We start from the raw sequence: 21056 nt of genomic DNA, 5'->3' as shown, positions 1-21056 counted from the left end.
TCGTCGGTGGACCCGTCCCGCACCGTCCCCTCGTGTCCCAACTGTCACCTGTGCGGGTATCGGTGGGGTGTGTTCGATATGGCACGCTACTCCAGTTCGTTCCCCACCCCGAGCCCTGCCACCGCCGCTGACGGGCAACCCCGTCCTGCCCGCGGTGGCACGGCGCCCGGCCCGCGTGCCTTCAGCAACCCCGGAGGCGCACCCCATCGCGGGCCACCGGCCCCCTCGGCCGGACCGCACCCAGAAGGACGCGATCCGTGATGACTTCAGCTGAACGACTGGCAGTGCTCGGCTGCGCCGGCCTGGTCGCCGTCTCGGTGACCGGCTGCGGCTCGGTCACCGAAGCGGTCAAGGGGGACGGCGGCAAGGCGATCACCATGGGCACCACCTCGGTCACCAGTGCGCTGGACCCGGCCGTCGCCTACGACCTGGGCTCCTGGCTGCTGCTGCGCAACACCTTCCAGTCGCTGCTGTCCTACCCGGCCGCCTCCAGCGCGCCCAGCCCGGACGCCGCGCAGTCCTGCGAGTTCACCGGCAACGACGCGGTCCAGTACCACTGCACCCTGCGCCCCGGGCTGAAGTTCTCCAACGGCCACCCGCTCACCGCCGCCGACGTGGTGTACTCCATCGAGCGCACCCGGAAGATCGCCGCGGAGAACGGCCCGGCCGGGCTGCTGGACTCGATCAAGTCGGTCGAGGCCAAGGGCGACAACGAGGTCGTCTTCCAGCTCACCAAGGCCGATGCCACGCTCCCGGCCAAACTGGCCGGCCCGGCCGGCGCCATCGTCGACCACCAGGTCTACCCGGCCGACAAGGCGCTGCCCAACGACAAGCTGGTCGGCTCCGGCCCGTACAAGATCGACTCGATCGAGACCATGTCCATCGAGGGCGGCCCGAAGATCCCGGGCAAGGTCGTGCTGTCGCCCAACGACAAGTACAGCGGCGACGCCAAGGTCCGGAACACGAAGTTCACCCTGCGCTACTTCGACAAGACGGGCGAGCTGAAGGACGCGCTGGACAAGGGCGAGATCGACCTGACCGACAACAGCCTGGAGCCCAACACCGCGGCCCAGGTCCGGTCCGAGCAGCAGGGCGGCAAGACCGACCTCCAGGTCGTCGAGGGCGACAGCACCGACACCCGGTACCTGGTCTTCAACACCAAGGACGCGACCGGCGGCAACGTCGCCGTCCGGCAGGCCGCCGCCCAGCTGATCGACCGCAAGGCGCTCGCCCGCGACGTCTTCGCGCGTACCGTCCAGCCGCTGTACTCGATGGTCCCGGCCGGCATCACCGGCCACACCACCGCCTTCTTCGACAAGTACGGCGACCAGGACGTCACCAAGGCCAAGGCGATCCTGAACACCGCCAAGGTCCAGATGCCGGTCAAGCTCACCCTCACCTGGTCGCGCTCGCGCGCCGAGGGCGCCGAGAGCGAGATGCTCAAGAAGCAGCTGGAGGCCGGCGGCGTCTTCCAGGTGACGGTCCAGCACGAGGCCGACTGGGACGTCTTCAAGAAGGGCTGGGCGGACGCCAAGTACCAGGCGTACACCATCGGTTGGTTCGCCGACTACCCCGACCCGGACAACTACGTCGCGCCGCTCCTGGTCGAGGGCGGGGCCTACCACCACGGCTGGGACGACACCCGGATCAGCCAGCGGCTGGTCCCCGACAGCCTCAAGCAGGCCGACCGCACCGCGGCCAACTCGGCCTACGCCCAGATCCAGACCATCGCCGCCGACAACGCGCCGCTGATCCCGCTGTTCCAGAACAAGGCCTTCTACGCCTCGCGTTCGAACATCACCGGCGTGGAGTCGACCGTCGACACCACCGGCGTCTTCCGCTTCTGGGAGATCAGCCGCATCGGCAAGTAGCCGCGCGGCGGCACGGCACCGGGCGACCGGGACACCCTCGGCACGGTGGCCCGTCCGCTCCCCCAGGGTGCGAGGGGGAGCGGACGGGCCACCGTCATGCCCGGGCTCAGAGCGCGCCGGGGCGCACCAGCCCGCTCTCGTACGCGTACACCGCCGCCTGTACCCGGTCACGCAGCTGGAGCTTGGTCAGCACATGGCCGACATGCGTCTTCACCGTGGTCTCGCTGACGAACAGCTCCGCCGCGATCTCCGCGTTCGACAGCCCGCGCGCCACCAGCTTCAGCACCTCCAGCTCACGCTCGGTCAGCGCGTTCAGCGCCTGCGGCGGCGCCTCCTCGCCGGAGGGCAGCTTGGTGGCGTACATGTCCAGCAGCCGCCGGGTGATGCTCGGCGCCAGCATCGCCGCGCCGTCCGCGACCACCCGGATCGCCTGCACCAGCTCCTCGGCCGGCACGTCCTTCAGCAGGAAGCCGCTGGCGCCCGCGCGCAGCGCCTCCACCACGTACTCGTCCAGGTCGAAGGTGGTCAGCACCAGCACCTTGGCCGGGCCGTCCCGACCCGGCCCGGCGATCCGGCGGGTCGCCTCCACGCCGTCCATCCTGGGCATCCGGATGTCCATCAGCACCACGTCGGGCTGGAGCGCCCGGACCTGGTCCAGCGCCTGCTGTCCGTCGCCGGCCTCGCCGACCACCACCAGGTCGGACTCGGCCTCCAGGATCATCCGGAAACCGGTGCGAAGCAGCGGCTGATCGTCGACCAGCAGCACTCGGATCGTCACCTAGGACTCCTTGCTCATCGGATCCCCCGTGGGATCGTCTTCGTCGGACGTACGGGCCAGCGGCAGCGGGTACGGCGGGGGAGTGCCGCCGAACTCCGGGCAGCTGGCCTGATGGTCGCACCAGTCGCAGAGCCGGTTGTGGGTCGCCGGGAAGTCCCCGGTCGCCACCGCGTGGGTGATCCGCTCCCAGATCGCCCGCAGCTTGCGCTCCACCGCGAGCAGGTCCGCCTCGTCCGGGTCGTAGCTCACCACGTCCCCGCCCCCGCCGAGGTACACCAGCTGCAACCGCTTGGGGAGCACGCCCTTCCAGCGCCACACCACCAGCGCGTAGAACTTCATCTGGAACATCGCCTTGGCCTCGAAGTCCCGCGAGGGCGCCCGGCCGGTCTTGTAGTCCACCAGCCGGACCTCGCCGGTCGGTGCGACGTCCACCCGGTCGATGTAGCCGCGCAGCAGCAGCCCCGACTCCAGGGCCGTCTCCACGTACAGCTCCCGCTCCACCGGGTGCAGCCGGGTCGGGTCCTCCAGCCGGAACCACCGCTCGACCAGCTTCTCGGCGTCCGCCAGCCAGCGCGTCAGCGCCGCCCCGTCCGGATCCTCGGGGAACAGCGAGAGCAGCTCCGGCCGCTCGCCCAGCAGTCGCTCCCACTGCGGGCGCAGCAGGCCCAGCGCCCGCTCCGGCGTCCGCTCCGCCGCCGGGCTGTCGAACAGCCGCTCCAGCACCGCGTGCACCAGCGTGCCCCGGGTCGCCGCCGCGCTCGGCGGCTCCGGCAGCCGGTCGATCACCCGCAGCCGGTACAGCAGCGGGCAGGTCAGGAAGTCCCCCGCACGCGACGGGGACAGGCCGGTCGGGGGCGCCGCCGGACGCGCCGGGGCCACGGCGGCACGGCTGGTGTCGGTCTGCTGCATACCCCGACCCTATTGCCCTGCGCTGTCATCCCGCTGCCACGGGGCTGCCGCCCGCGGGCCCACACTGGGTATGAAGGCAGAGAGAGGGGCGCGCGGAGGACCGCGGCCCCGATCACGTAGCGTGGGCGCACCGGCGCGCGGCGCACGGCGGGGGAACCGACCGAAGGGATCACGGTGAGCGACAGCAGGGGTCGGCAGACCTCCGACCAGCCACCGCACAGCGGCGGCGCCCAGCCCGGGCCGCCGCCCGAGGAACCGGAACGGCGGAGCGGAATCCTGATGGGCCGCCCCTTCGGCGTGCCCATCTACGTCACCCCCTCCTGGTTCGTCATCGCCGCCCTGATCACCTGGGTCTTCGGCGGCCAGCTCGACCGCGTCCTGCCCGGCCTCGGCGCCGCCCGCTACCTCGTGGCGTTCTCCTTCGCCGTCGCCTTCTACGGCTCCGTCCTGGTGCACGAACTCGCCCACACCGTCGTCGCCCTGCGCTACCGGCTCGGCGTCCGCCGGATCCAGCTGCAGTTCTTCGGCGGTGTCTCGGAGATCGAGAACGAGGCCGAGACCCCCTGGCGGGAGTTCTGGCTGGCCTTCGTCGGCCCGCTGCTCTCGCTGGCGCTCGGCGGCCTCTTCTACCTCGCCCTCCAGGCCGTGGAGCTCTCCACCGTGCCCGGGGTGCTGCTGACCGGCCTGATGGTCAGCAACCTCGTCGTCGCCGCCTTCAACCTGCTGCCGGGCCTGCCGCTGGACGGCGGCCGGATGCTGCGCGCCGTCGTCTGGGGCGTCACCGGCAAGCCCATGAGCGGCACCGTCGCCGCCGCCTGGATCGGCCGGGCGCTGGCCATCGCCGTCCTGATCGGCCTGCCGCTGCTCAGCGCCGCCCGCGGCGTCGAGCGCAGCAGCACCGACACCCTGGTCGACGCGGTGCTGGCCGCCGTCCTCGCCGCGATCATCTGGAACGGCGCCGGCGGCAGCCTGCGCAACGCCCGGCTCAAGGAGGCCCTGCCCGGCCTGCGGCTGCGCGACCTCGCCCGCCGGGCCGTCGAGGTCACCGCCGACACCCCGCTCGGCGAGGCGCTGCGGCAGGCCCGTGAGGCCCGGGCCGGCGCCCTGGTCGTGGTGGACGGCCGCGGCGAGCCGGTCGGGCTGGTCCGCGAGTCCGCCGTCCGGGCCGTCCCCGAGCACCGCCGCCCCTGGGTGGCCGTCGGGGCGCTGGCCCGCGACCTCGAACCCGGCCTGCGGCTGGCCGCCGACCTCACCGGCGAGGACCTGCTGCGCGCCGTGCGCGCCACCCCCGCCGGGGAGTACCTGGTGGTCGAGGCCGACGGCCGGGTGTACGGCGTCGCCGCGCTCACCGACATCGAGCAGCGCCTCACCGCCGCCGTCGCCGGCCGCTGAGGCCCCCGCCGGACCGGGCGGTGATCACCGTGGTCGGCCGGAGCGCGGGCTTCCCTTAGGATTGTCCGCATGTCCGAACCGACCGGTGCCACCCGCCGACGCGGGCCCTTCCAGGTCGGGGACCAGGTCCAGCTGACCGACCCCAAGGGCCGCCACTACACGTTCACGCTCCAGGCCGGGAACCAGTTCCACACCCACAAGGGTGCGTTCCCCCACGACGAGCTGATCGGCGCCCCCGAGGGCACGGTCGTGCGCACCACGGGGAACGTCCCGTACCTCGCGCTGCGCCCCCTGCTCCCCGACTACGTCCTGTCCATGCCGCGCGGCGCCGCCGTGATCTACCCCAAGGACGCGGGGCAGATCCTGGCGATGGCCGACATCTTCGCCGGCGCCCGCGTCGTCGAGGCCGGCGTCGGCTCCGGCGCGCTCTCCAGCTACCTGCTGCGCGCCGTGGGCGACACCGGGCTGCTCGCCTCCTACGAGCGCCGGCAGGACTTCGCCGACATCGCCAAGGGCAACGTCGAGCGCTACTTCGGCGGGCCGCACCCGGCGTGGAAGCTCACCGTCGGCGACCTCCAGGACAACCTGGTCGAGACCGACGTCGACCGTGTCATCCTCGACATGCTCGCCCCCTGGGAGTGCCTGGACGTCGCCTCCGAGGCGCTCGTCCCCGGCGGCCTCATCTGCTGCTACGTGGCCACCACCACGCAGATGTCGAAGACCGTCGAGGCGCTGCGCGAGCACGGCACCTTCACCGAGCCGCAGGCCTGGGAGACCATGGTCCGCACCTGGCACCTGGAGGGCCTGGCGGTCCGCCCGGACCACCGGATGATCGGCCACACCGGCTTCCTGCTCACCGCCCGCCGCCTCGCCGACGGCGTCGAGCCGCCGCTGCGCCGCCGCCGCCCGGCCAAGGGCGCCTACGGCGAGGACTACGACAACGGCACCCCGGAGCCGAGCCTCCAGGAGCGCGCCGCGGCCCGGGCCGCCGCCGCCGCCCGCACCGCTCCCGCCGACGAGACCGACCTCGGCTGACGCACGACCGCCGGAAGGGGTGGTACGACGGGCTCCCCGCCCGCCCGTACCACCCCTTCGTGCTTCCCGCACCCGGGTCGCCGGCCGGCCCGGGGCGTGTGGGACGATGCTCGCTCACACAGACCACTGGAGGGGACGCCTGGTGGAGACCGCGGTCAAGGCGACGGCTGACAGGCAGACACCGCGGGGCCGTACCCGGCCCGGGGAGACGCGCTCCACCCCCTGGCACTGGGCCCTCACGGTCGTCGGCTGCGCCGCCGTGGTGGCCACCACGCTGGCGGCCAACCCGGCCACCGGCACCCCCGGGCCCGCCCGGCCCACGCCCCGGGCCCTCCCGGCGGCCGTCGCCCCCGACCCGGCGAAGGCCGAACTCCCGCTGGAGTGCGGCCCGTTCCCGGTCCGGATATCCGTCAGCTTCGCCGCCGACCTCGGCGACGGCCGGCCCGGCACCGTCACCGCCGCCCACTGCGCGGCCGAGAACGGCACCCCGCCGGACGCCGTCTACCTGCTCGGACCGGGCACCGACGGCCGTCCCGCGGTGCTGGCCACCCTGCTCTCCGAGCGCGAGAACCTCACCGTCGGCAGGCTCGCGCTGCGCGCCGACGGCGCCATCACCGGTCACGCGCAGGGGTATTCGAGCGACGACGTGCCCCGGTTCAGCCCGGACATCTCACTCGACCTCACCTGGACGCGCAAGAGCGGCGGCTGGGACCGTTCCCAGACCGCCGCCCCGTCGGCACGGGCCTGACCGCTACTCGGCGTCCGGCCCGTACACTTCGGTCCGGTCCGAGACCCGGCGCACGTGGATGCAGTCGCCGGGGCACTCCTTCGCCGAGTCCACCACGTCCTGAAGCAGCGTCAGCGGCACCGGAGCGGTCTCGCCGGGCTGCTGGCGCAACTCGTCCTCCGGCCCCTTCACATAGGCCAGGCCGTCGATGTCGAGCTCGAAGACCTCGGGCGCGTACTGCACGCAGATGCCGTCGCCGGTGCACAGATCCTGGTCGATCCACACCTCCAGCGGCTCGCTCGGCGTCGCCTCTTCGGTCACCGACATGGGTCTCCTGCCGTTTCTGTCCCGGGTCGCCCCTTGTTGAGGGCATTCCCGCCATTCGTACAACGATCGGACCCCAGGCCGTGGTCGCGATCGGATATCGACTCGTTCGACGATACATCTGGTCCGCTTTGGGCGGTGCGCGGTGGGTATCCCCTTAGCAGAGGGGAAGCACGCGAGGGCGAAGATCGGACACGCCCGTTCCATCTTTCTTGATCTAGGGGTTTACGGACCCCTGGTCCCAGGTAGGGTCTGGAAGCGTCCAGCTCCCCGGAGGAGGTGAGGACCGTGGCAGCCCACGATGACGACTACAACCGCAGCACCGGCAAGCCCGCTCGTGGTTCCGACGAGGCCGCTCAGGTCTCGTACCTTGAGCAGGAAATCGCCGTTCTGCGCCGCAAGCTCGCCGACTCGCCGCGCAATTCGAGGATCCTCGAAGAGCGGATCGTCGAGCTCCAGACCAACCTGGCCGGAGTGTCCGCCCAGAACGAACGGCTCGCCTCCACCCTGCGAGAGGCCCGCGACCAGATCGTGGCCCTCAAGGAGGAAGTGGACCGGCTGGCACAGCCCCCGGCCGGATTCGGCGTCTTCCTCGACCAGAACGAGGACGGCACCGCCGACATCTTCACCGGGGGGCGCAAGCTCCGCGTGAACGTCAGCCCCAACGTCGACCTCGACGAGCTGCGGCGCGGCCAGGAAGTGATGCTCAACGAGGCCCTCAACGTCGTGGACGCGATGGCCTTCGAGCGGATCGGCGACATCGTCACCCTCAAGGAGGTCCTGGAGGACGGCGAACGCGCCCTGGTCATCGGCCACACCGACGAGGAGCGGGTGGTGCGCCTCGCCGAACCGCTGCGCGAGCTCACCATCCGGGCGGGGGACGCCCTGTTGCTGGAGCCCCGCTCCGGCTACGTGTACGAGGTCGTGCCGAAGGCCGAGGTCGAGGAGCTGGTCCTCGAGGAGGTCCCGGACATCGACTACCGCCAGATCGGCGGTCTCAGCAACCAGATCGAGCTGATCCGCGACGCGGTCGAGCTGCCGTACCTGCACGCCGACCTCTTCAAGGAGTACGAGCTGCGCCCGCCCAAGGGCGTCCTGCTCTACGGCCCGCCCGGCTGCGGAAAGACGCTGATCGCCAAGGCGGTGGCGAACTCGCTGGCCAAGAAGGTCGCCGAGGTCACCGGCCGGCCCCAGGGCAAGAGCTACTTCCTCAACATCAAGGGCCCCGAGCTGCTCAACAAGTACGTGGGGGAGACCGAGCGGCAGATCCGCCTGGTCTTCCAGCGGGCCCGGGAGAAGGCCGGCGAGGGCACCCCCGTCATCGTCTTCTTCGACGAGATGGAGTCGCTCTTCCGCACCCGCGGTTCGGGCGTCAGCTCGGACGTGGAGAACACCATCGTCCCCCAGCTGCTCGCCGAGATCGACGGCGTGGAGGGCCTGGAGAACGTCATTGTCATCGGCGCCTCGAACCGCGAGGACATGATCGACCCGGCGATCCTGCGGCCCGGCCGCCTGGACGTCAAGATCAAGATCGAGCGCCCGGACGCCGAGGCCGCCAAGGACATCTTCTCCAAGTACCTCAAGGACTCGCTGCCGTTCCACCCGGACGACGTCAAGGAGCACGACGGCTCCGTCGAGGCCACCGTGGCGGCGATGATCCAGTCGGTGGTGGAGCGGATGTACTCCGAGACCGAGGAGAACCGCTTCCTGGAGGTCACCTACGCCAACGGTGACAAGGAGGTCCTGTACTTCAAGGACTTCAACTCCGGTGCGATGATCCAGAACATCGTCGACCGTGCGAAGAAGATGGCCATCAAGGACTTCCTCGACCACGGCCAGCGCGGTCTGCGCGTCTCCCACCTGCTCGCCGCCTGCGTGGACGAGTTCAAGGAGAACGAGGACCTGCCGAACACCACCAACCCGGACGACTGGGCCCGGATCTCCGGCAAGAAGGGCGAGCGGATCGTCTTCATCCGCACGCTGGTCACCGGGAAGCAGGGCGCCGAGTCCGGCCGCTCGATCGACACTGTCGCCAACACCGGGCAGTACCTGTAGTCGCAGTACCCGTAACCGAACCACCCGGGCCGGCAGCGGTCCCCGGGACAGCACGCATCCCGTCCGGCTGTGGCGCCTCGCGGCCCCGCAGCCGGACGGCGCGTCTCGGGACCCGGCCGTCGGCGCGGCGTTCTAGGCTCGACCCACCGTTCGCGGGCACAACGCCCGCGTCGGTGTTGTTCAGCGGTACGTCAGCGTGTTCCGCCCGTGGGGGGCGGCGCACCGGGCAAGGAGGGCCGCATGACCGTACGGCGCGTGATGGGCATCGAGACCGAGTACGGGATCTCCGTACCCGGGCACCCCAACGCCAACGCCATGCTCACCTCGTCCCAGATCGTCAACGCGTACGCGGCGGCGATGCACCGGGCTCGGCGGGCCCGTTGGGACTTCGAGGAGGAGAATCCGCTGCGTGACGCCCGGGGCTTCGACCTCGCGCGCGACGTCGCGGACGCCAGCCAGCTGACCGACGAGGACATCGGCCTCGCCAATGTCATCCTCACCAACGGCGCGCGGTTCTACGTGGACCACGCGCACCCCGAGTACAGCTCGCCCGAGGTGACCAACCCGCGCGACGCCGTGCTCTGGGACAAGGCCGGCGAGCGGATCATGGCGGCGGCCGCCCAGCGCGCCCTGGAACTGCCCAACGGCCAGAACATCCTCCTGTACAAGAACAACACCGACAATAAGGGCGCCTCCTACGGCACCCACGAGAACTACCTGATGAAACGGGCGACACCGTTCGCCGACATCGTCCGCCACCTCACCCCGTTCTTCGTCTCCCGCCAGGTGGTCACCGGCGCCGGCCGGGTCGGCATCGGCCAGGACGGCTCCGCCCACGGCTTCCAGATCAGCCAGCGCGCCGACTACTTCGAGGTCGAGGTGGGCCTGGAGACCACCCTCAAGCGGCCGATCATCAACACCCGCGACGAACCGCACGCCGACGCCGAGAAGTACCGCCGGCTCCACGTGATCATCGGGGACGCCAACCTCTCCGAGATCTCCACCTACCTCAAACTGGGCACCACCGCACTGGTCCTGTCGATGATCGAGGACGCCTTCATCGCCTCCGACCTCGCCGTGGACCAGCCGGTGCGCACCCTGCACCGGGTCTCCCACGACCCCTCGCTCAAGCACCTCATCACCCTGCGCAACGGCCGCAGACTCACTGCCGTCCAGCTTCAGCTGGAGTACTTCGAGCTGGCCCGCAAGTACGTCGAGGACCGCTTCGGCAACGACGCGGACGAGCAGACGGTGGACGTCCTGGCCCGCTGGGAGGACGTGCTGGGGCGGCTGGAGCGCGACCCGATGTCGCTCTCCCGGCAGCTGGACTGGATCGCCAAACGGGAGATCCTGGAGGGCTACCGCAGCCGCGACGCCCTGGAGTGGGACAGCTCCCGGCTCCAGCTGGTCGACCTCCAGTACAGCGACGTCCGGCCCGACAAGGGCCTCTACAACCGCCTGGTGGCCCGGGGCCGGTTCGACCGGCTGCTCACCGAGGACGAGGTCCAGCGGGCCGCCACCAAGCCCCCGGAGGACACCAGGGCGTACTTCCGCGGCCGCTGTCTCGAACAGTACGCCGAGCATGTCGCCGCGGCCTCCTGGGACTCGGTGATCTTCGACCTGCCGGGCCGGGACTCGCTGCAGCGGGTCCCCACCCTGGAGCCGCTGCGCGGCACCCGCAACCACGTCAAGGAACTGCTGGACCGCTGTCGCACGGCCGAGGACCTGCTCCGGGTGCTTTCCGGCGGGTAACTTTTCGATCACCATGGGTGAACGTCCGCCGAATGGGAATCATCCGGGGTGGCAGCGGGTGTTGGACAGGAAGTGCCACCGGCAAACCGGGAGCAGCAGTCGCACCTTGTGTATAGGGTCGATGCAGCAAGCAACGACCAAACCGTGCCAGACGATTCGAGCGGGGTGAGGGAAATGGCGAGCAAGGACACCGGCGGCGGCCAGCAGCGGGCGAACCGCTCCTCCGAGGAGGTCGAGGAGCAGGCCGCGGAAGCGCAGAATTCCGACGACCTCAAGGAACGCCAGGAAAAGCTGAGCGATGACGTCGACGCGGTTCTGGACGAAATCGACGAAGTACTCGAGTCCAACGCCGAGGATTTTGTCCGACAGTTCGTGCAAAAGGGCGGCCAGTAGCCCCGGCAGGGCATTCAGGGAATTCACGGTTGCGACCGCCGAGGGCGGGCGGGCGGCACGGGCCGTCCGTCCGTCCGGGTCCGGCCCCTGCACGGGTGGATAGTGATCGCCGGGCGGGTAGGGTGCGGGCAGCGCGCGCTTCAAGCTACCTGGAAGGAATCGTGTGGAAGCCAACACTCGTGGCACCGGGCGTCTACCGGCTGCCTTCCTGACCCCGGGGTCCTCGTCGTTCCTCGACTTCCTGGCGGAGCACCAGCCGGAGCTGATTCCCGGCCGCCGCAGCCTCCCCGAGGGAGCGGTCGTCGAGGCCCCGCACGGGACGACCATCGTCGCGGCGGTGTTCGACGGCGGCGTGGTGATCGCCGGTGACCGGCGGGCGACCATGGGCAACATGATCGCCCAGCGCGACATGGAGAAGGTCTTCCCGGCCGACGAGTACAGCGCGGTCGGCATCGCGGGCACCGCCGGCCTCGCGGTCGAGATGGTCAGGCTGTTCCAGCTGGAGCTGGAGCACTACGAGAAGATCGAGGGCACCGTGCTCTCCCTGGAGGGCAAGGCCAACCGCCTCACCACCATGATCCGGGGGAACCTGGGCATGGCGATGCAGGGCCTCGCGGTCGTCCCGCTCTTCGCCGGCTACGACCTCGACCTCGGCCGCGGCCGGATCTTCAGCTACGACGTCACCGGAGGCCGCTCCGAGGACCGCGGGTTCGCCGCCACCGGCTCCGGCTCGGTCTTCGCCCGGGGCTCGATGAAGAAGCTCTACCGGGACGGCCTGACGGCCGAGCAGGCCGCCACGCTGGTCGTCCAGGCCCTCTACGACGCGGCCGACGACGACTCCGCCACCGGCGGTCCCGACCTCGCCCGCAAGATCTTCCCGATCGTCTCGCTGATCACCGAGGACGGCTTCCGCCGGCTCACCGAGGCCGAGGTCTCCGCGATCGCCGTCTCCATCACCGACCACCGCCTGGCCCACCCCAACGGCCCGCAGGCCCCGCTGCTCTAGCCATCACTCCTACAGGAAGGGACGACCGCCGGTGTCGACACCGTTCTACGTCTCGCCCCAGCAGGCCATGGCGGACCGCGCGGAGTACGCCCGCAAGGGCATCGCGCGCGGTCGCAGCGTGGTCGTGCTCACCTACGCCGACGGCATCGTCTTCGTCGCCGAGAACACCTCCCGGGCCCTCCACAAGGTCTCCGAGATCTACGACAAGATCGCCTTCGCGGCGGTCGGCCGCTACAACGAGTTCGAGAACCTGCGCATCGGCGGCGTCCGCTACGCCGACCTGCGCGGCTACTCCTACGACCGGGCCGACGTCACCGCCCGCGGCCTGGCCAACGTCTACGCCCAGACGCTCGGCACCATCTTCTCCTCGGTCGGCGAGAAGCCCTACGAGGTCGAGCTGATCGTGGCCGAGGTCGGCCGCACCCCGGACGAGGACCAGATCTACCGGCTCACGCCGGACGGCTCGGTCGTCGACGAGAAGAACTACGTCGTGGTCGGCGGCAACGCCGACTCGATCGGCAACTACCTGGGCCAGCGCCACCGCAGCGGGCTGACCCTCACCGAGGCGATCAAGGTCGCGGTGGACTCCCTCGCCCGGGACCCCAACGGGGGGAGCCCGCGCACCCTGACCCCCGAGCAGCTGGAGGTGGCGGTGCTCGACCGCCAGCGCTTCCAGCAGCGCAAGTTCAAGCGCATCCTGGGCGGCCAGCTCGGCCGCCTGCTCGACGGCGACCAGTCCGCCGAGTCGGACGACGACGAGAAGCCGGCGGCCGCGCCGCCGGAGTAGCAGCGCCAAGGAGTCCCGTACGGCGGTCGCCCGCCGTCGTGCGGGACTTCCTCCGGAGGCCCTCTCAGAGAACGGACGCCTCGTGACTCCTCCCCGACGGTCCAGACCATGGGGCTTCAAGCCCGCCTGACGGCTGGCCCCGGACAAGCCCTGCCCGCTGCCGAAGCAGGGGATCAGCCTAGAAGGCCTGCTGCGGCGCCGAGCCGCAGAGTTCAGGATCCCGATCCGCTTACCGGCCAAAACCGGTGATTCCTTCGAAAGAAGGTGCCATGGACCGCCGAATTTTCGGGCTGGAGAACGAGTACGGCGTCACCTGCACATTCCGGGGACAGCGACGGCTGTCGCCGGACGAGGTGGCCCGGTACCTCTTCCGCCGCGTTGTCTCCTGGGGCCGCAGCAGCAACGTGTTCCTGCGCAACGGTGCCCGGCTCTACCTCGACGTCGGCTCGCACCCCGAGTACGCCACCCCCGAGTGCGACGACGTCGTCGAGCTGGTGACGCACGACAAGGCGGGCGAGCGCATCCTCGAAGGACTCCTGGTCGACGCCGAGCGGCGGCTGCACGAGGAGGGCATCGCGGGGGACGTCTACCTCTTCAAGAACAACACCGACTCGGCCGGCAACTCCTACGGCTGCCACGAGAACTACCTGGTGGCCCGGCACGGCGAGTTCTCCCGGCTGGCCGACGTGCTGATCCCGTTCCTGGTGACCCGCCAGCTGATCTGCGGCGCGGGCAAGGTGCTCCAGACGCCGCGCGGCGCGGTGTACTGCGTCAGCCAGCGCGCCGAGCACATCTGGGAGGGCGTCAGCTCCGCCACCACCCGCTCCCGCCCGATCATCAACACCCGCGACGAGCCGCACGCCGATGCCGAGCGCTACCGCCGGCTGCACGTGATCGTCGGCGACTCCAACATGTCCGAGACCACCACCCTGCTCAAGGTCGGCGCCACCGACCTGGTGCTGCGGCTGATCGAGGCCGGCGTGGTGATGCGCGACCTCACCCTGGAGAACCCGATCCGGGCGATCCGCGAGGTCAGCCACGACCTCACCGGCACCCACCAGGTACGGCTCGCCAACGGCCGCGAGGCCAGCGCGCTGGACATCCAGGAGGAGTACTTCACCAAGGCGCTGGACTTCGCCGACCGCAAGGGCATCAACACCGGGACCATCGCCCGGGTGCTCGAACTGTGGGGCCGCACACTGGAGGCCGTCCGGACCGAGAACCTGGACACCGTGGCCACCGAGATCGACTGGATCATGAAGTACAAGCTCATCGAGCGCTACCGCGCCAAGCACCAGATGGGCATGTCCAACCCGCGGGTGGCCCAGATCGACCTCGCGTACCACGACATCCACCGCCGGCGGGGCCTGTTCTACCTGCTCCAGGCCAAGGGGCAGGCGCAGCGGGTGACGACCGACCTCAAGACCTTCGAGGCCAAGTCGATCCCGCCGCAGACCACCCGGGCCCGGCTGCGCGGTGACTTCATCCGCCGGGCGCAGGAGCAGCGCCGCGACTTCACCGTGGACTGGGTGCACCTCAAGCTGAACGACCAGGCGCAGCGCACGGTCCTGTGCAAGGACCCGTTCCGGTCGGTCGACGAGCGGGTGGAGAAGCTCATCGCGGGGATGTGACCTGCGCGGTCGCCCCCGTACGGCGAATGTGATCTTTGCGGTGCCCGGCCCCGGCGGTGTCTACCGGGGCCGGGCACCGCCGGGGCATACGCTGTCCGTCGAGTCCGGAGAGCCGACTTTGACCGACAGTTAGGAACGCCGTGCGCCGCACCGCGGGTTTGCTTCTCACCCTGCCCCTGCTGCTGGCGGTGGCCTGCAGCAGCTCCACCAAGGCGACCAGCCCGGCCACGCCGACGGCGGCCACCGCGGCCCCCACCGTGCCGGCCCCGGTGACCGAGGCCTCGCCGATGCCGACGCTGTCGGAGGGCGGGTTCGGGAGCAAGGCCACCATCACCATCCCCGAGGGGCAGCAGCCCAGCGGTCAGTTCGTGGTGAGCACCGTGAGCGAGGGCGACCGGTCCACGGTCAACAAGGGCGACTGGGTCACGGTCAACTACACGGCGAAGGACTGGACGACCGGCAAGGACCTGCCCAGCTCGTACGACGCCAACGGCAAGCCGCAGCTGTACCAGGCGGGCAGCGGGCAACTGGTGCCCGCGTTCGACCAGACCGTGATCGGGAAGAAGGTCGGCAGCCGGCTGCTGGTGGTGGCCCCGCCGGCGGCCGCGTTCGGCAACCAGGGCAGCACCCAGCTCGGGGTGGCCGCGGGGGACACCGTGGTGTTCGTGCTGGACATCATGGAGAGCCTGCCGCAGGACTCCACCCTGTCGGGCACCATGACGCCGCCGCCCGCGACGATGCCGCAGGTGAAGGACAACGGCAAGGCCGCCGTCACGATCACCCTCCCGGCCGGGGAGGCCCCGCCCACCGACCTCCAGCAGGCCGTGCTGATCAAGGGCGAGGGCAAGCAGGTGAAGTCCGGGCAGACCCTGGTGGTGCAGTACACCGGGGTGCTGTGGAGCAACGGCCAGCAGTTCGACTCGTCCTGGAGCCACGGCGGCGCGCAGGCGCTGCAGATCGGCACCGGCAGTGTGATCGAGGGCTGGGACAAGGGCCTGGTCGGCCAGACCGTGGGCAGCAGGGTGCTGCTGGTCGTGCCGCCGGCCCTCGGCTACAAGGACGCGGCGCAGGGCTCGGTGCCGCCGAACTCGACACTGGTCTTCGTGATCGACATTCTTGAGGCGGTCTAGGAAGCCCGAGGCGGTCCGGGAAGCCTGTGGCGGCCCGGGAGGAGGGCCGGTCGGTTCCGTACGCCTGGGCGGGCACTCGCACAGGGAAGCGTCCCTCCTCATCCTGACCTGTCATACTGCCCTCGCACTGTGGTAGGCGCCGCCGGCGTCCGGTTCCCGGGCGGCAGTGCGACAGCACCCCGGCGCTCACCACGCCGGCCGTAGACCTCGAAGACCTCGTGGCGAGATGGATGGGGAGTCATGTCTGAGAAAGCGTCGAGCCCGGGCGGGGCCGGCACCGCGAACGGAAACTCCGCCGGTGATCCGGCTGACTCGCGGCCCGGTGGTCCGCTTCCGGGCGACGGCGAGTCGATCGTCGTACCGCCGTCGATCCTGAAGCAGCAGGCCGGCTGGGCCACGCCCGGCGAGGCCCCGCGGGCGGCGGGCGGGACGAAGACCGACGAGGCCCCGCAGATCTTCGCCTCGAACGTGCGCCGCCAGGAGGCCTCGGAGGCCGGGTACGCCGAGAACCCGCCCGGGGTGGGGAAGCTGGGCGTGATCCTCGGCACCGTGCTCGCCGTGCTGCTGGTCGGCAGCGGTATCACGCTGTACGTGGTGAACCGGGACGACTCCAAGTCGAGCACCGCCAAGCCCGCCGACGCGGCCAAGTCCGCGCCGCCCACGCCGACCGCCGAACCGGTGCCGCCGATCAAGGACAACGCCAAGGTGCTGCCGACGGTCACCGGCGAGTTCGGCAAGAAGGCCGGCATCGAGGTGCCCGCCGAGCAGGCCGACGGCTCCTTCGTCGTCAAGGTCCTCTCCGAGGGCAGCGGCCCCAAGGTCGAGAAGAACTCCTGGACCTCGGTCGACTACACCGCCAAGGACTGGACCACCGGCAAGGACATCCCGAGCTCGTACGACGAGACGGGCAAGCCGCAGATCTTCCAGGCCGGTACGGACGCGCTGATCCCGGCGCTGGACCAGGCCGTGCTCGGCAAGAAGGCCGGCAGCCGGATCCTCGTGGTGGCCCCGCCGGCCGCCGCGTTCGGCGCCCAGGGCAACCCGAGCATGTCGATCGGGGCCGCGGACAACCTGGTCTTCGTGATCGACATCCAGCGCTCCACCGTGGCGGACGCCGTGGTCAGCGGCACCGTCACCCCGCCGCCCGCGGACTTCCCGCAGGTCAAGGACAACGGCAAGAAGCCGGCCGACATCACCCCGGTGGCCGGCGCGGCCGACCCGACCGAGCTGAAGACGCACGTCCTGATCAAGGGCACCGGCCCCAAGGTGGAGAAGGGCGAGAAGGTCGTCGTCCAGTACACCGGCGCGCTCTTCAAGGACGGCAAGGTCTTCGACTCCTCGCTGAGCAAGGGCCAGGCGTTCTCCTTCCCGGTGGGCGGCGGCCAGGTCATCGCGGGCTGGGACCAGGGTCTGGAGGGCCAGACCGTCGGCAGCCGGGTCGAGCTGGTGATCCCCGCCTCGCTGGGGTACAAGGACCAGGCGCAGGGCGACATTCCGGCCAATTCCACCCTGGTGTTCGTGGTCGACATCCTGGATGCCGGTCAGGGCTGATCCACTTTCGGGTGACAATGGTGTGCGTGTGACCTTCGGGCCCGGCCGCGTGGCCGGGCCCGTACGGGCGGCGGGCGCCCGTACCGTGGTCCGGGAACGGACCGGGGGTGCGGGTGCCCGCCGCTTGGTCGTGTATGGAACCAAACCGTGAGAAGAGGCAGTTGTGAGCGACAAGACGAAGCCGGAGATCGACTTTCCGATCGGTGAGCCGCCGGCCGAGCTGCAGATCCGCGACCTCGAGGTCGGCACCGGCGAGGAGGCCAAGCCGGGCCAGGTCGTCGAGGTGCACTACGTCGGCGTGACCTTCGAGACCGGCGAGGAGTTCGACGCCAGCTGGAACCGGGGCAGCAGCTTCAAGTTCCCGCTCGGCGCCGGCCGGGTCATCAAGGGCTGGGACCAGGGCGTCGTCGGCATGAAGGTCGGCGGCCGCCGCGAGCTGGTCATCCCGGCGCACCTCGGGTACGGCAACCAGTCGCCGACGCCGCTCATCCCCGCGGGCTCGACGCTGATCTTCGTGGTCGACCTGCTGGGCGTCTGAGACCGGCCGCTCCACCGGGCCGCACCCCGTACCCGGGGTGCGGCCCCACGCGTTTGCGGACTCGGCTTTTGCAGCGCGTACCGCTACCGGTACGGTCGGTCCCGCCGGGTCGACATATGCCCGGCGGGCGCACCCCGCGCGCGGCGCGGCACACCGGAAGGGTCAGCGATGGCGATCGCCAAGGCAGAGCGGCTGATGAATCTCGCCCTGTGCCTGATGAACACCAGACGTCCGCTCTCCAAGAAGGAGCTGCGGGAATCCATCGAGGCGTACCGCGAGGCCTGGCAGCACAGCAGCGAGGACGCCTTCAACCGGATGTTCGAGCGGGACAAGGACGACCTGCGCGAACTCGGTCTGGTCATCGACGTGGACGAGAACGCCCTCGACGGCGAACTCGGCTACCTCGCCCGCGCCGACCGCAACCGGCTGCCGGAGATCGCCCTGGACGCCGAGGAGGCCGCGGCGCTGACCCTGGCCGCCCGGGTCTGGCAGCAGGCCAAGATGTCCGGCGCGGCCAGCGGCGCCCTGCAGAAGCTGCGCGCGGCCGGCGTGCCGTTCACCGAGGCCGAGGGCCGTACCGCCCTGGAACCGCGGATCCCCGCCCGGGAGAGCGCCTTCGAACCGCTGCTCACCGCCGCCCGCGACCGCCGCCCGGTCACCTTCGAGTACCGCAAGGCCGGTGCCGCCGCCGTCGAGCAGCGCACGGTCGAGCCCTGGGCCCTGGAGTGCTGGCGCGGCCACTGGTACCTGGCCGGCTGGGACCGCGACCGGCGTGACGCCCGGGTGTTCCGGCTCAGCCGGATGACCGGCAGGGTCCGCGCCCGCTCGGGCGCCTTCCTCGGCACCGTCCCCGAGCACGTCGACGTCCGGGCCACCGTCGCCAAGTTCGCCGGCGAGGGTGCCACCGCGACCGCCGCCGTCCGGGTCCGCCGCGGCGCCGGGTTCCCGCTGCGCACCAAGGCGCTGAGCAGCCGCCGGGTCGACGGGACCTGGGACGAGCTGGAGATCCCGTACGGCAACGGGCTCGGCGCCGACCTCGCGGAGTTCGGTCCTGACGTGCTGGTGGTCGGCCCGGAGGAACTGCGCGCCGACGTGATCGACCGGCTGAGCGCCGTCGCCGGACCGGGCGCCGAGGCCGTCAACGACCCGGCCGCCACCGGCCCGGCCGCCACCGAAGGAGTGCGGGCATGAGCAACGCCATCGACCAGACCCGCCGGATGCTCTCGCTGGTCACCTATCTGCGCGAGCGCCCCGGGGCCGAGGTGGCCGAGGTGGCCCGTGCCTTCGGCATCACCGAGCGCGAGCTGATCGGCGACCTCAACGTGCTGCCGATGTGCGGCACCAGCTTCCGCGGCGGCGATCTGCTCGACATCGACACCGACGGCGAGCGGATCTGGTGGCACAACGTCGACGACGTCGCCCAGCCGCTGCGGCTGGCCGCCGACGAGGCGACCGCGCTGCTGGTCGCCGCCCGCGCGGTGGCCGGCCTGCCCGGCCTGCGGGCCGGTGACCGGGAGGCGCTCACCCGGGCCGTCGCCAAGATCGAGAACGCCGCCGGGGACAGCGCCGAGGGCAGCGCCAGGGTCGGGGTCACCTTCGAGGCCGAGAGCCACGTCTTCGCCGACATCGACCGCGCGCTCAGCGAGGGCCGCCGGCTCTGGCTGCGCTACTACTCGCACGGGCGCGGCGGCATGACCGAGCGCGAGGTCGACCCGATCCGGCTGCTCACCGAGGGCCACACCTACCTCGAGGCGTGGTGCCGCACCTCCGAGGACCACCGGATGTTCCGGCTCGACCGGGTCGCCGAGATCAAGGTGCTGGACGTCCCCTCCGACCCGCCGCGCCGCGAGCCGCGCGACCTCTCCGGCGGGCTGGTCAACCCGTCCGCCGACGATCCCGAGGTGGTCGTCGAGGTCTCCTCCGGCGGGCGCTGGGTGGCCGAGTACTACACCCACGACCGGGCCGAGGAACTGCCCGACGGCGGCCTGCGGATCACCCTGCGCAGCGCCGACCCGTCGCAGCTGCGCCCGCTGGCGCTGCGGCTCGGCCGGGACGGGCGGATCGTCTCCCCGCCGGAGCTCGTGGAGCAGGCGCGGTCGGCGGCGCTGGAGGCGCTGGCCGGCTACCGGGAGGGGCAGGTCTGAGCCGTGGAGCCCGGTACCAGATTCAAGGTGTACTGCTCGGAGTGCCGCGAGAAGGTGGACCTGCCGGCGGACGAGTTCCGCCTCACCCTCGGTCGGACCCCGGCCCAGGCGCACTACAGCTTCAGCTGCCCGCTCTGCGGGGCGGCGGTGCGCAAGCCGGCCGGGGAGAAGATCGTCACGGCGCTGACCGGCGCCGGGGTGCGCACCATGCGGCTCGTCCCGGTGGAGGGCTGAGCGGGGCCTCCCGCGCGGCCGGATAGGGTGGTGGCCATGTCCTGGATGCTCGTCGCCGCCGTCCTGCTCGCCACCGCCGGGCTGCTGGTCCTCGGCGTTCTCGCGATCCGGCTCTGGCTGGACGTGCGGACGCTGGCCAAGGGGGTGGACGCCGCCTCCCGGGCGCTGGCCGAGGCGGCCGGCGACCTCGCGGCGGCGGTGCCGGGGCGCTGAACCGCCCGCGGACCCGCCCCGGTCCGGGACGGCCGTTGGTGCACGGGGCTGCTGCGCGGGGGCGGCGGCGCGTTACGCTCTCAGATGGCTCCTGAAGTGCGACTGGGGGCCGCTGTCCTGTTCGGGCGGCCGTCGTCAGGGCGTCACCCGCAGCGGTTACCATCCCCGCAGCGGGCGGCCCACCGGTGCCGCCATGACTGAAGGTGGTCGAGCATGCGGATCTCGCCGACTGCGATCCTGGTGGTCGTCGTTCTTGCCATTCTGCTTTTCGGTGCCAAGCGACTGCCCGATCTGGCGCGTTCGCTCGGCCAGTCGATGCGGATCCTGAAGAGCGAGACCAAGGCGATGCGTTCGGACGGTGCCGCGGACGAGGGCGCGCCGGCGCAGCCCGCGCCCGCCGTGAGCGTCGAATCCGGCGCGGCGAAGACCATCCAGGCCGCTCCCGGGGCGTCCGCCACGGCCCGGCCGGTGACCGAATCGGTCCCGGGGCAGGCGGCCCAGCCGACGGCCGACGGCGGCCGGCCGCGCTGAGCGGCGCGCGACGCACGCGATCATGGGAGGCCCGTCGACCGGCGGGCCTCGACGC

At 71.2% G+C, this 21056-nt stretch carries 21 protein-coding genes and 1 pseudogene; 19 read left to right on the top strand and 3 right to left on the bottom strand.

The features are described 5' to 3' along the window. The first annotated feature begins 260 nt into the window (after window positions 1–260). A complete protein-coding gene (locus AB0P06_RS19260) occupies window positions 261–1871 on the top strand; it encodes an ABC transporter substrate-binding protein (RefSeq protein ID WP_363608786.1) in 1611 nt (536 codons plus the stop codon). A gap of 106 nt (window positions 1872–1977) precedes the next feature. On the opposite strand, the gene AB0P06_RS19255 is transcribed toward AB0P06_RS19260, so the two are convergent. Both AB0P06_RS19255 and AB0P06_RS19250 read right to left on the bottom strand, forming a co-directional pair. Further along, window positions 1978–2649: a response regulator transcription factor gene (locus AB0P06_RS19255; RefSeq protein ID WP_030299918.1), complete on the bottom strand. Its 672-nt coding sequence runs from the start codon at window positions 2647–2649 to the stop codon at window positions 1978–1980. Next, the gene (locus tag AB0P06_RS19250) at window positions 2650–3558 is read right to left on the bottom strand and encodes a RecB family exonuclease (RefSeq protein ID WP_363608784.1); all 909 of its coding nucleotides are present in this window, start codon (window positions 3556–3558) and stop codon (window positions 2650–2652) included. It lies immediately after the preceding gene. Window positions 3559–3732: 174 nt separating this feature from the next. On the opposite strand from AB0P06_RS19250, the gene AB0P06_RS19245 reads away from it, so the two are divergent. The 3 genes from AB0P06_RS19245 (at window position 3733) to AB0P06_RS19235 (ending at window position 6733) form a co-directional block, all read left to right on the top strand. Next, window positions 3733–4950, top strand: coding sequence for a site-2 protease family protein (locus tag AB0P06_RS19245; protein WP_363608782.1), 1218 nt, complete (start codon window positions 3733–3735; stop codon window positions 4948–4950). Between the two features lie 69 nt (window positions 4951–5019). Continuing rightward, window positions 5020–5985: a tRNA (adenine-N1)-methyltransferase gene (locus AB0P06_RS19240; protein ID WP_363608780.1), complete on the top strand. Its 966-nt coding sequence runs from the start codon at window positions 5020–5022 to the stop codon at window positions 5983–5985. A 142-nt stretch (window positions 5986–6127) separates the two neighbouring features. After that, window positions 6128–6733, top strand: coding sequence for a hypothetical protein (locus AB0P06_RS19235; RefSeq protein WP_363608778.1), 606 nt, complete (start codon window positions 6128–6130; stop codon window positions 6731–6733). A 3-nt stretch (window positions 6734–6736) separates the two neighbouring features. On the opposite strand, the gene AB0P06_RS19230 is transcribed toward AB0P06_RS19235, so the two are convergent. Then, complete coding sequence (locus tag AB0P06_RS19230; protein WP_363608776.1) at window positions 6737–7039, bottom strand: ferredoxin; 303 nt, start codon at window positions 7037–7039, stop codon at window positions 6737–6739. 285 nt (window positions 7040–7324) lie between these two features. Here AB0P06_RS19230 and arc point away from each other — a divergent pair, with 285 nt between their 5' ends. The 15 genes and pseudogenes from arc (at window position 7325) to tatA (ending at window position 21001) form a co-directional block, all read left to right on the top strand. Then, entirely contained in the window at window positions 7325–9091 is a 1767-nt protein-coding gene (gene arc / locus AB0P06_RS19225; RefSeq protein WP_363608774.1) for a proteasome ATPase, read from the top strand. 240 nt (window positions 9092–9331) lie between these two features. Then, window positions 9332–10843, top strand: a complete 1512-nt coding sequence (gene dop, locus AB0P06_RS19220; RefSeq protein WP_363608772.1) for a depupylase/deamidase Dop — start codon at window positions 9332–9334, stop codon at window positions 10841–10843. Between the two features lie 174 nt (window positions 10844–11017). After that, the gene (locus AB0P06_RS19215) at window positions 11018–11236 is read left to right on the top strand and encodes a ubiquitin-like protein Pup (RefSeq protein WP_344321819.1); all 219 of its coding nucleotides are present in this window, start codon (window positions 11018–11020) and stop codon (window positions 11234–11236) included. A gap of 134 nt (window positions 11237–11370) precedes the next feature. Continuing rightward, window positions 11371–11448, top strand: a pseudogene (locus AB0P06_RS19210) (recombination endonuclease VII); the annotation flags it as partial. After that, on the top strand, window positions 11445–12242 hold the full coding sequence (gene prcB, locus AB0P06_RS19205; RefSeq protein WP_363608849.1) for a proteasome subunit beta: 798 nt from the start codon (window positions 11445–11447) through the stop codon (window positions 12240–12242). The pseudogene AB0P06_RS19210 and the gene prcB, both read left to right, overlap by 4 nt. A gap of 31 nt (window positions 12243–12273) precedes the next feature. After that, window positions 12274–13029 (top strand): proteasome subunit alpha, encoded by a 756-nt coding sequence (gene prcA / locus AB0P06_RS19200; protein ID WP_363608770.1) that lies wholly within the window; start codon window positions 12274–12276, stop codon window positions 13027–13029. 269 nt (window positions 13030–13298) lie between these two features. Further along, a complete protein-coding gene (pafA, locus tag AB0P06_RS19195) occupies window positions 13299–14660 on the top strand; it encodes a Pup--protein ligase (RefSeq protein ID WP_363608768.1) in 1362 nt (453 codons plus the stop codon). Window positions 14661–14800: 140 nt separating this feature from the next. Next, window positions 14801–15790, top strand: a complete 990-nt coding sequence (locus tag AB0P06_RS19190) for an FKBP-type peptidyl-prolyl cis-trans isomerase (protein ID WP_363608766.1) — start codon at window positions 14801–14803, stop codon at window positions 15788–15790. Between the two features lie 240 nt (window positions 15791–16030). Beyond that, on the top strand, window positions 16031–17341 hold the full coding sequence (locus AB0P06_RS19185; RefSeq protein WP_363608764.1) for an FKBP-type peptidyl-prolyl cis-trans isomerase: 1311 nt from the start codon (window positions 16031–16033) through the stop codon (window positions 17339–17341). A gap of 163 nt (window positions 17342–17504) precedes the next feature. Then, window positions 17505–17879, top strand: a complete 375-nt coding sequence (locus AB0P06_RS19180; RefSeq protein WP_363608762.1) for an FKBP-type peptidyl-prolyl cis-trans isomerase — start codon at window positions 17505–17507, stop codon at window positions 17877–17879. A 168-nt stretch (window positions 17880–18047) separates the two neighbouring features. Then, window positions 18048–19070, top strand: a complete 1023-nt coding sequence (locus AB0P06_RS19175; RefSeq protein ID WP_363608760.1) for a WYL domain-containing protein — start codon at window positions 18048–18050, stop codon at window positions 19068–19070. Beyond that, a complete protein-coding gene (locus tag AB0P06_RS19170; RefSeq protein ID WP_363608758.1) occupies window positions 19067–20023 on the top strand; it encodes a WYL domain-containing protein in 957 nt (318 codons plus the stop codon). Before AB0P06_RS19175 ends, AB0P06_RS19170 begins: the two co-directional genes overlap by 4 nt. A 3-nt stretch (window positions 20024–20026) precedes the next feature. Then, the gene (locus tag AB0P06_RS19165) at window positions 20027–20257 is read left to right on the top strand and encodes a hypothetical protein (RefSeq protein ID WP_363608756.1); all 231 of its coding nucleotides are present in this window, start codon (window positions 20027–20029) and stop codon (window positions 20255–20257) included. Window positions 20258–20293: 36 nt separating this feature from the next. Then, window positions 20294–20470 (top strand): hypothetical protein, encoded by a 177-nt coding sequence (locus tag AB0P06_RS19160; protein ID WP_363608754.1) that lies wholly within the window; start codon window positions 20294–20296, stop codon window positions 20468–20470. A gap of 213 nt (window positions 20471–20683) precedes the next feature. Next, a complete protein-coding gene (gene tatA, locus AB0P06_RS19155; protein WP_363608752.1) occupies window positions 20684–21001 on the top strand; it encodes a Sec-independent protein translocase subunit TatA in 318 nt (105 codons plus the stop codon). Window positions 21002–21056: the final 55 nt, after the last annotated feature.

The organism is Kitasatospora sp. NPDC088351 (assembly GCF_040685575.1).
GTDB lineage: Bacteria > Actinomycetota > Actinomycetes > Streptomycetales > Streptomycetaceae > Kitasatospora.
Note: the sequence above shows the minus strand (reverse complement) of the source record. Positions and strands in the feature narration are given on the sequence as shown.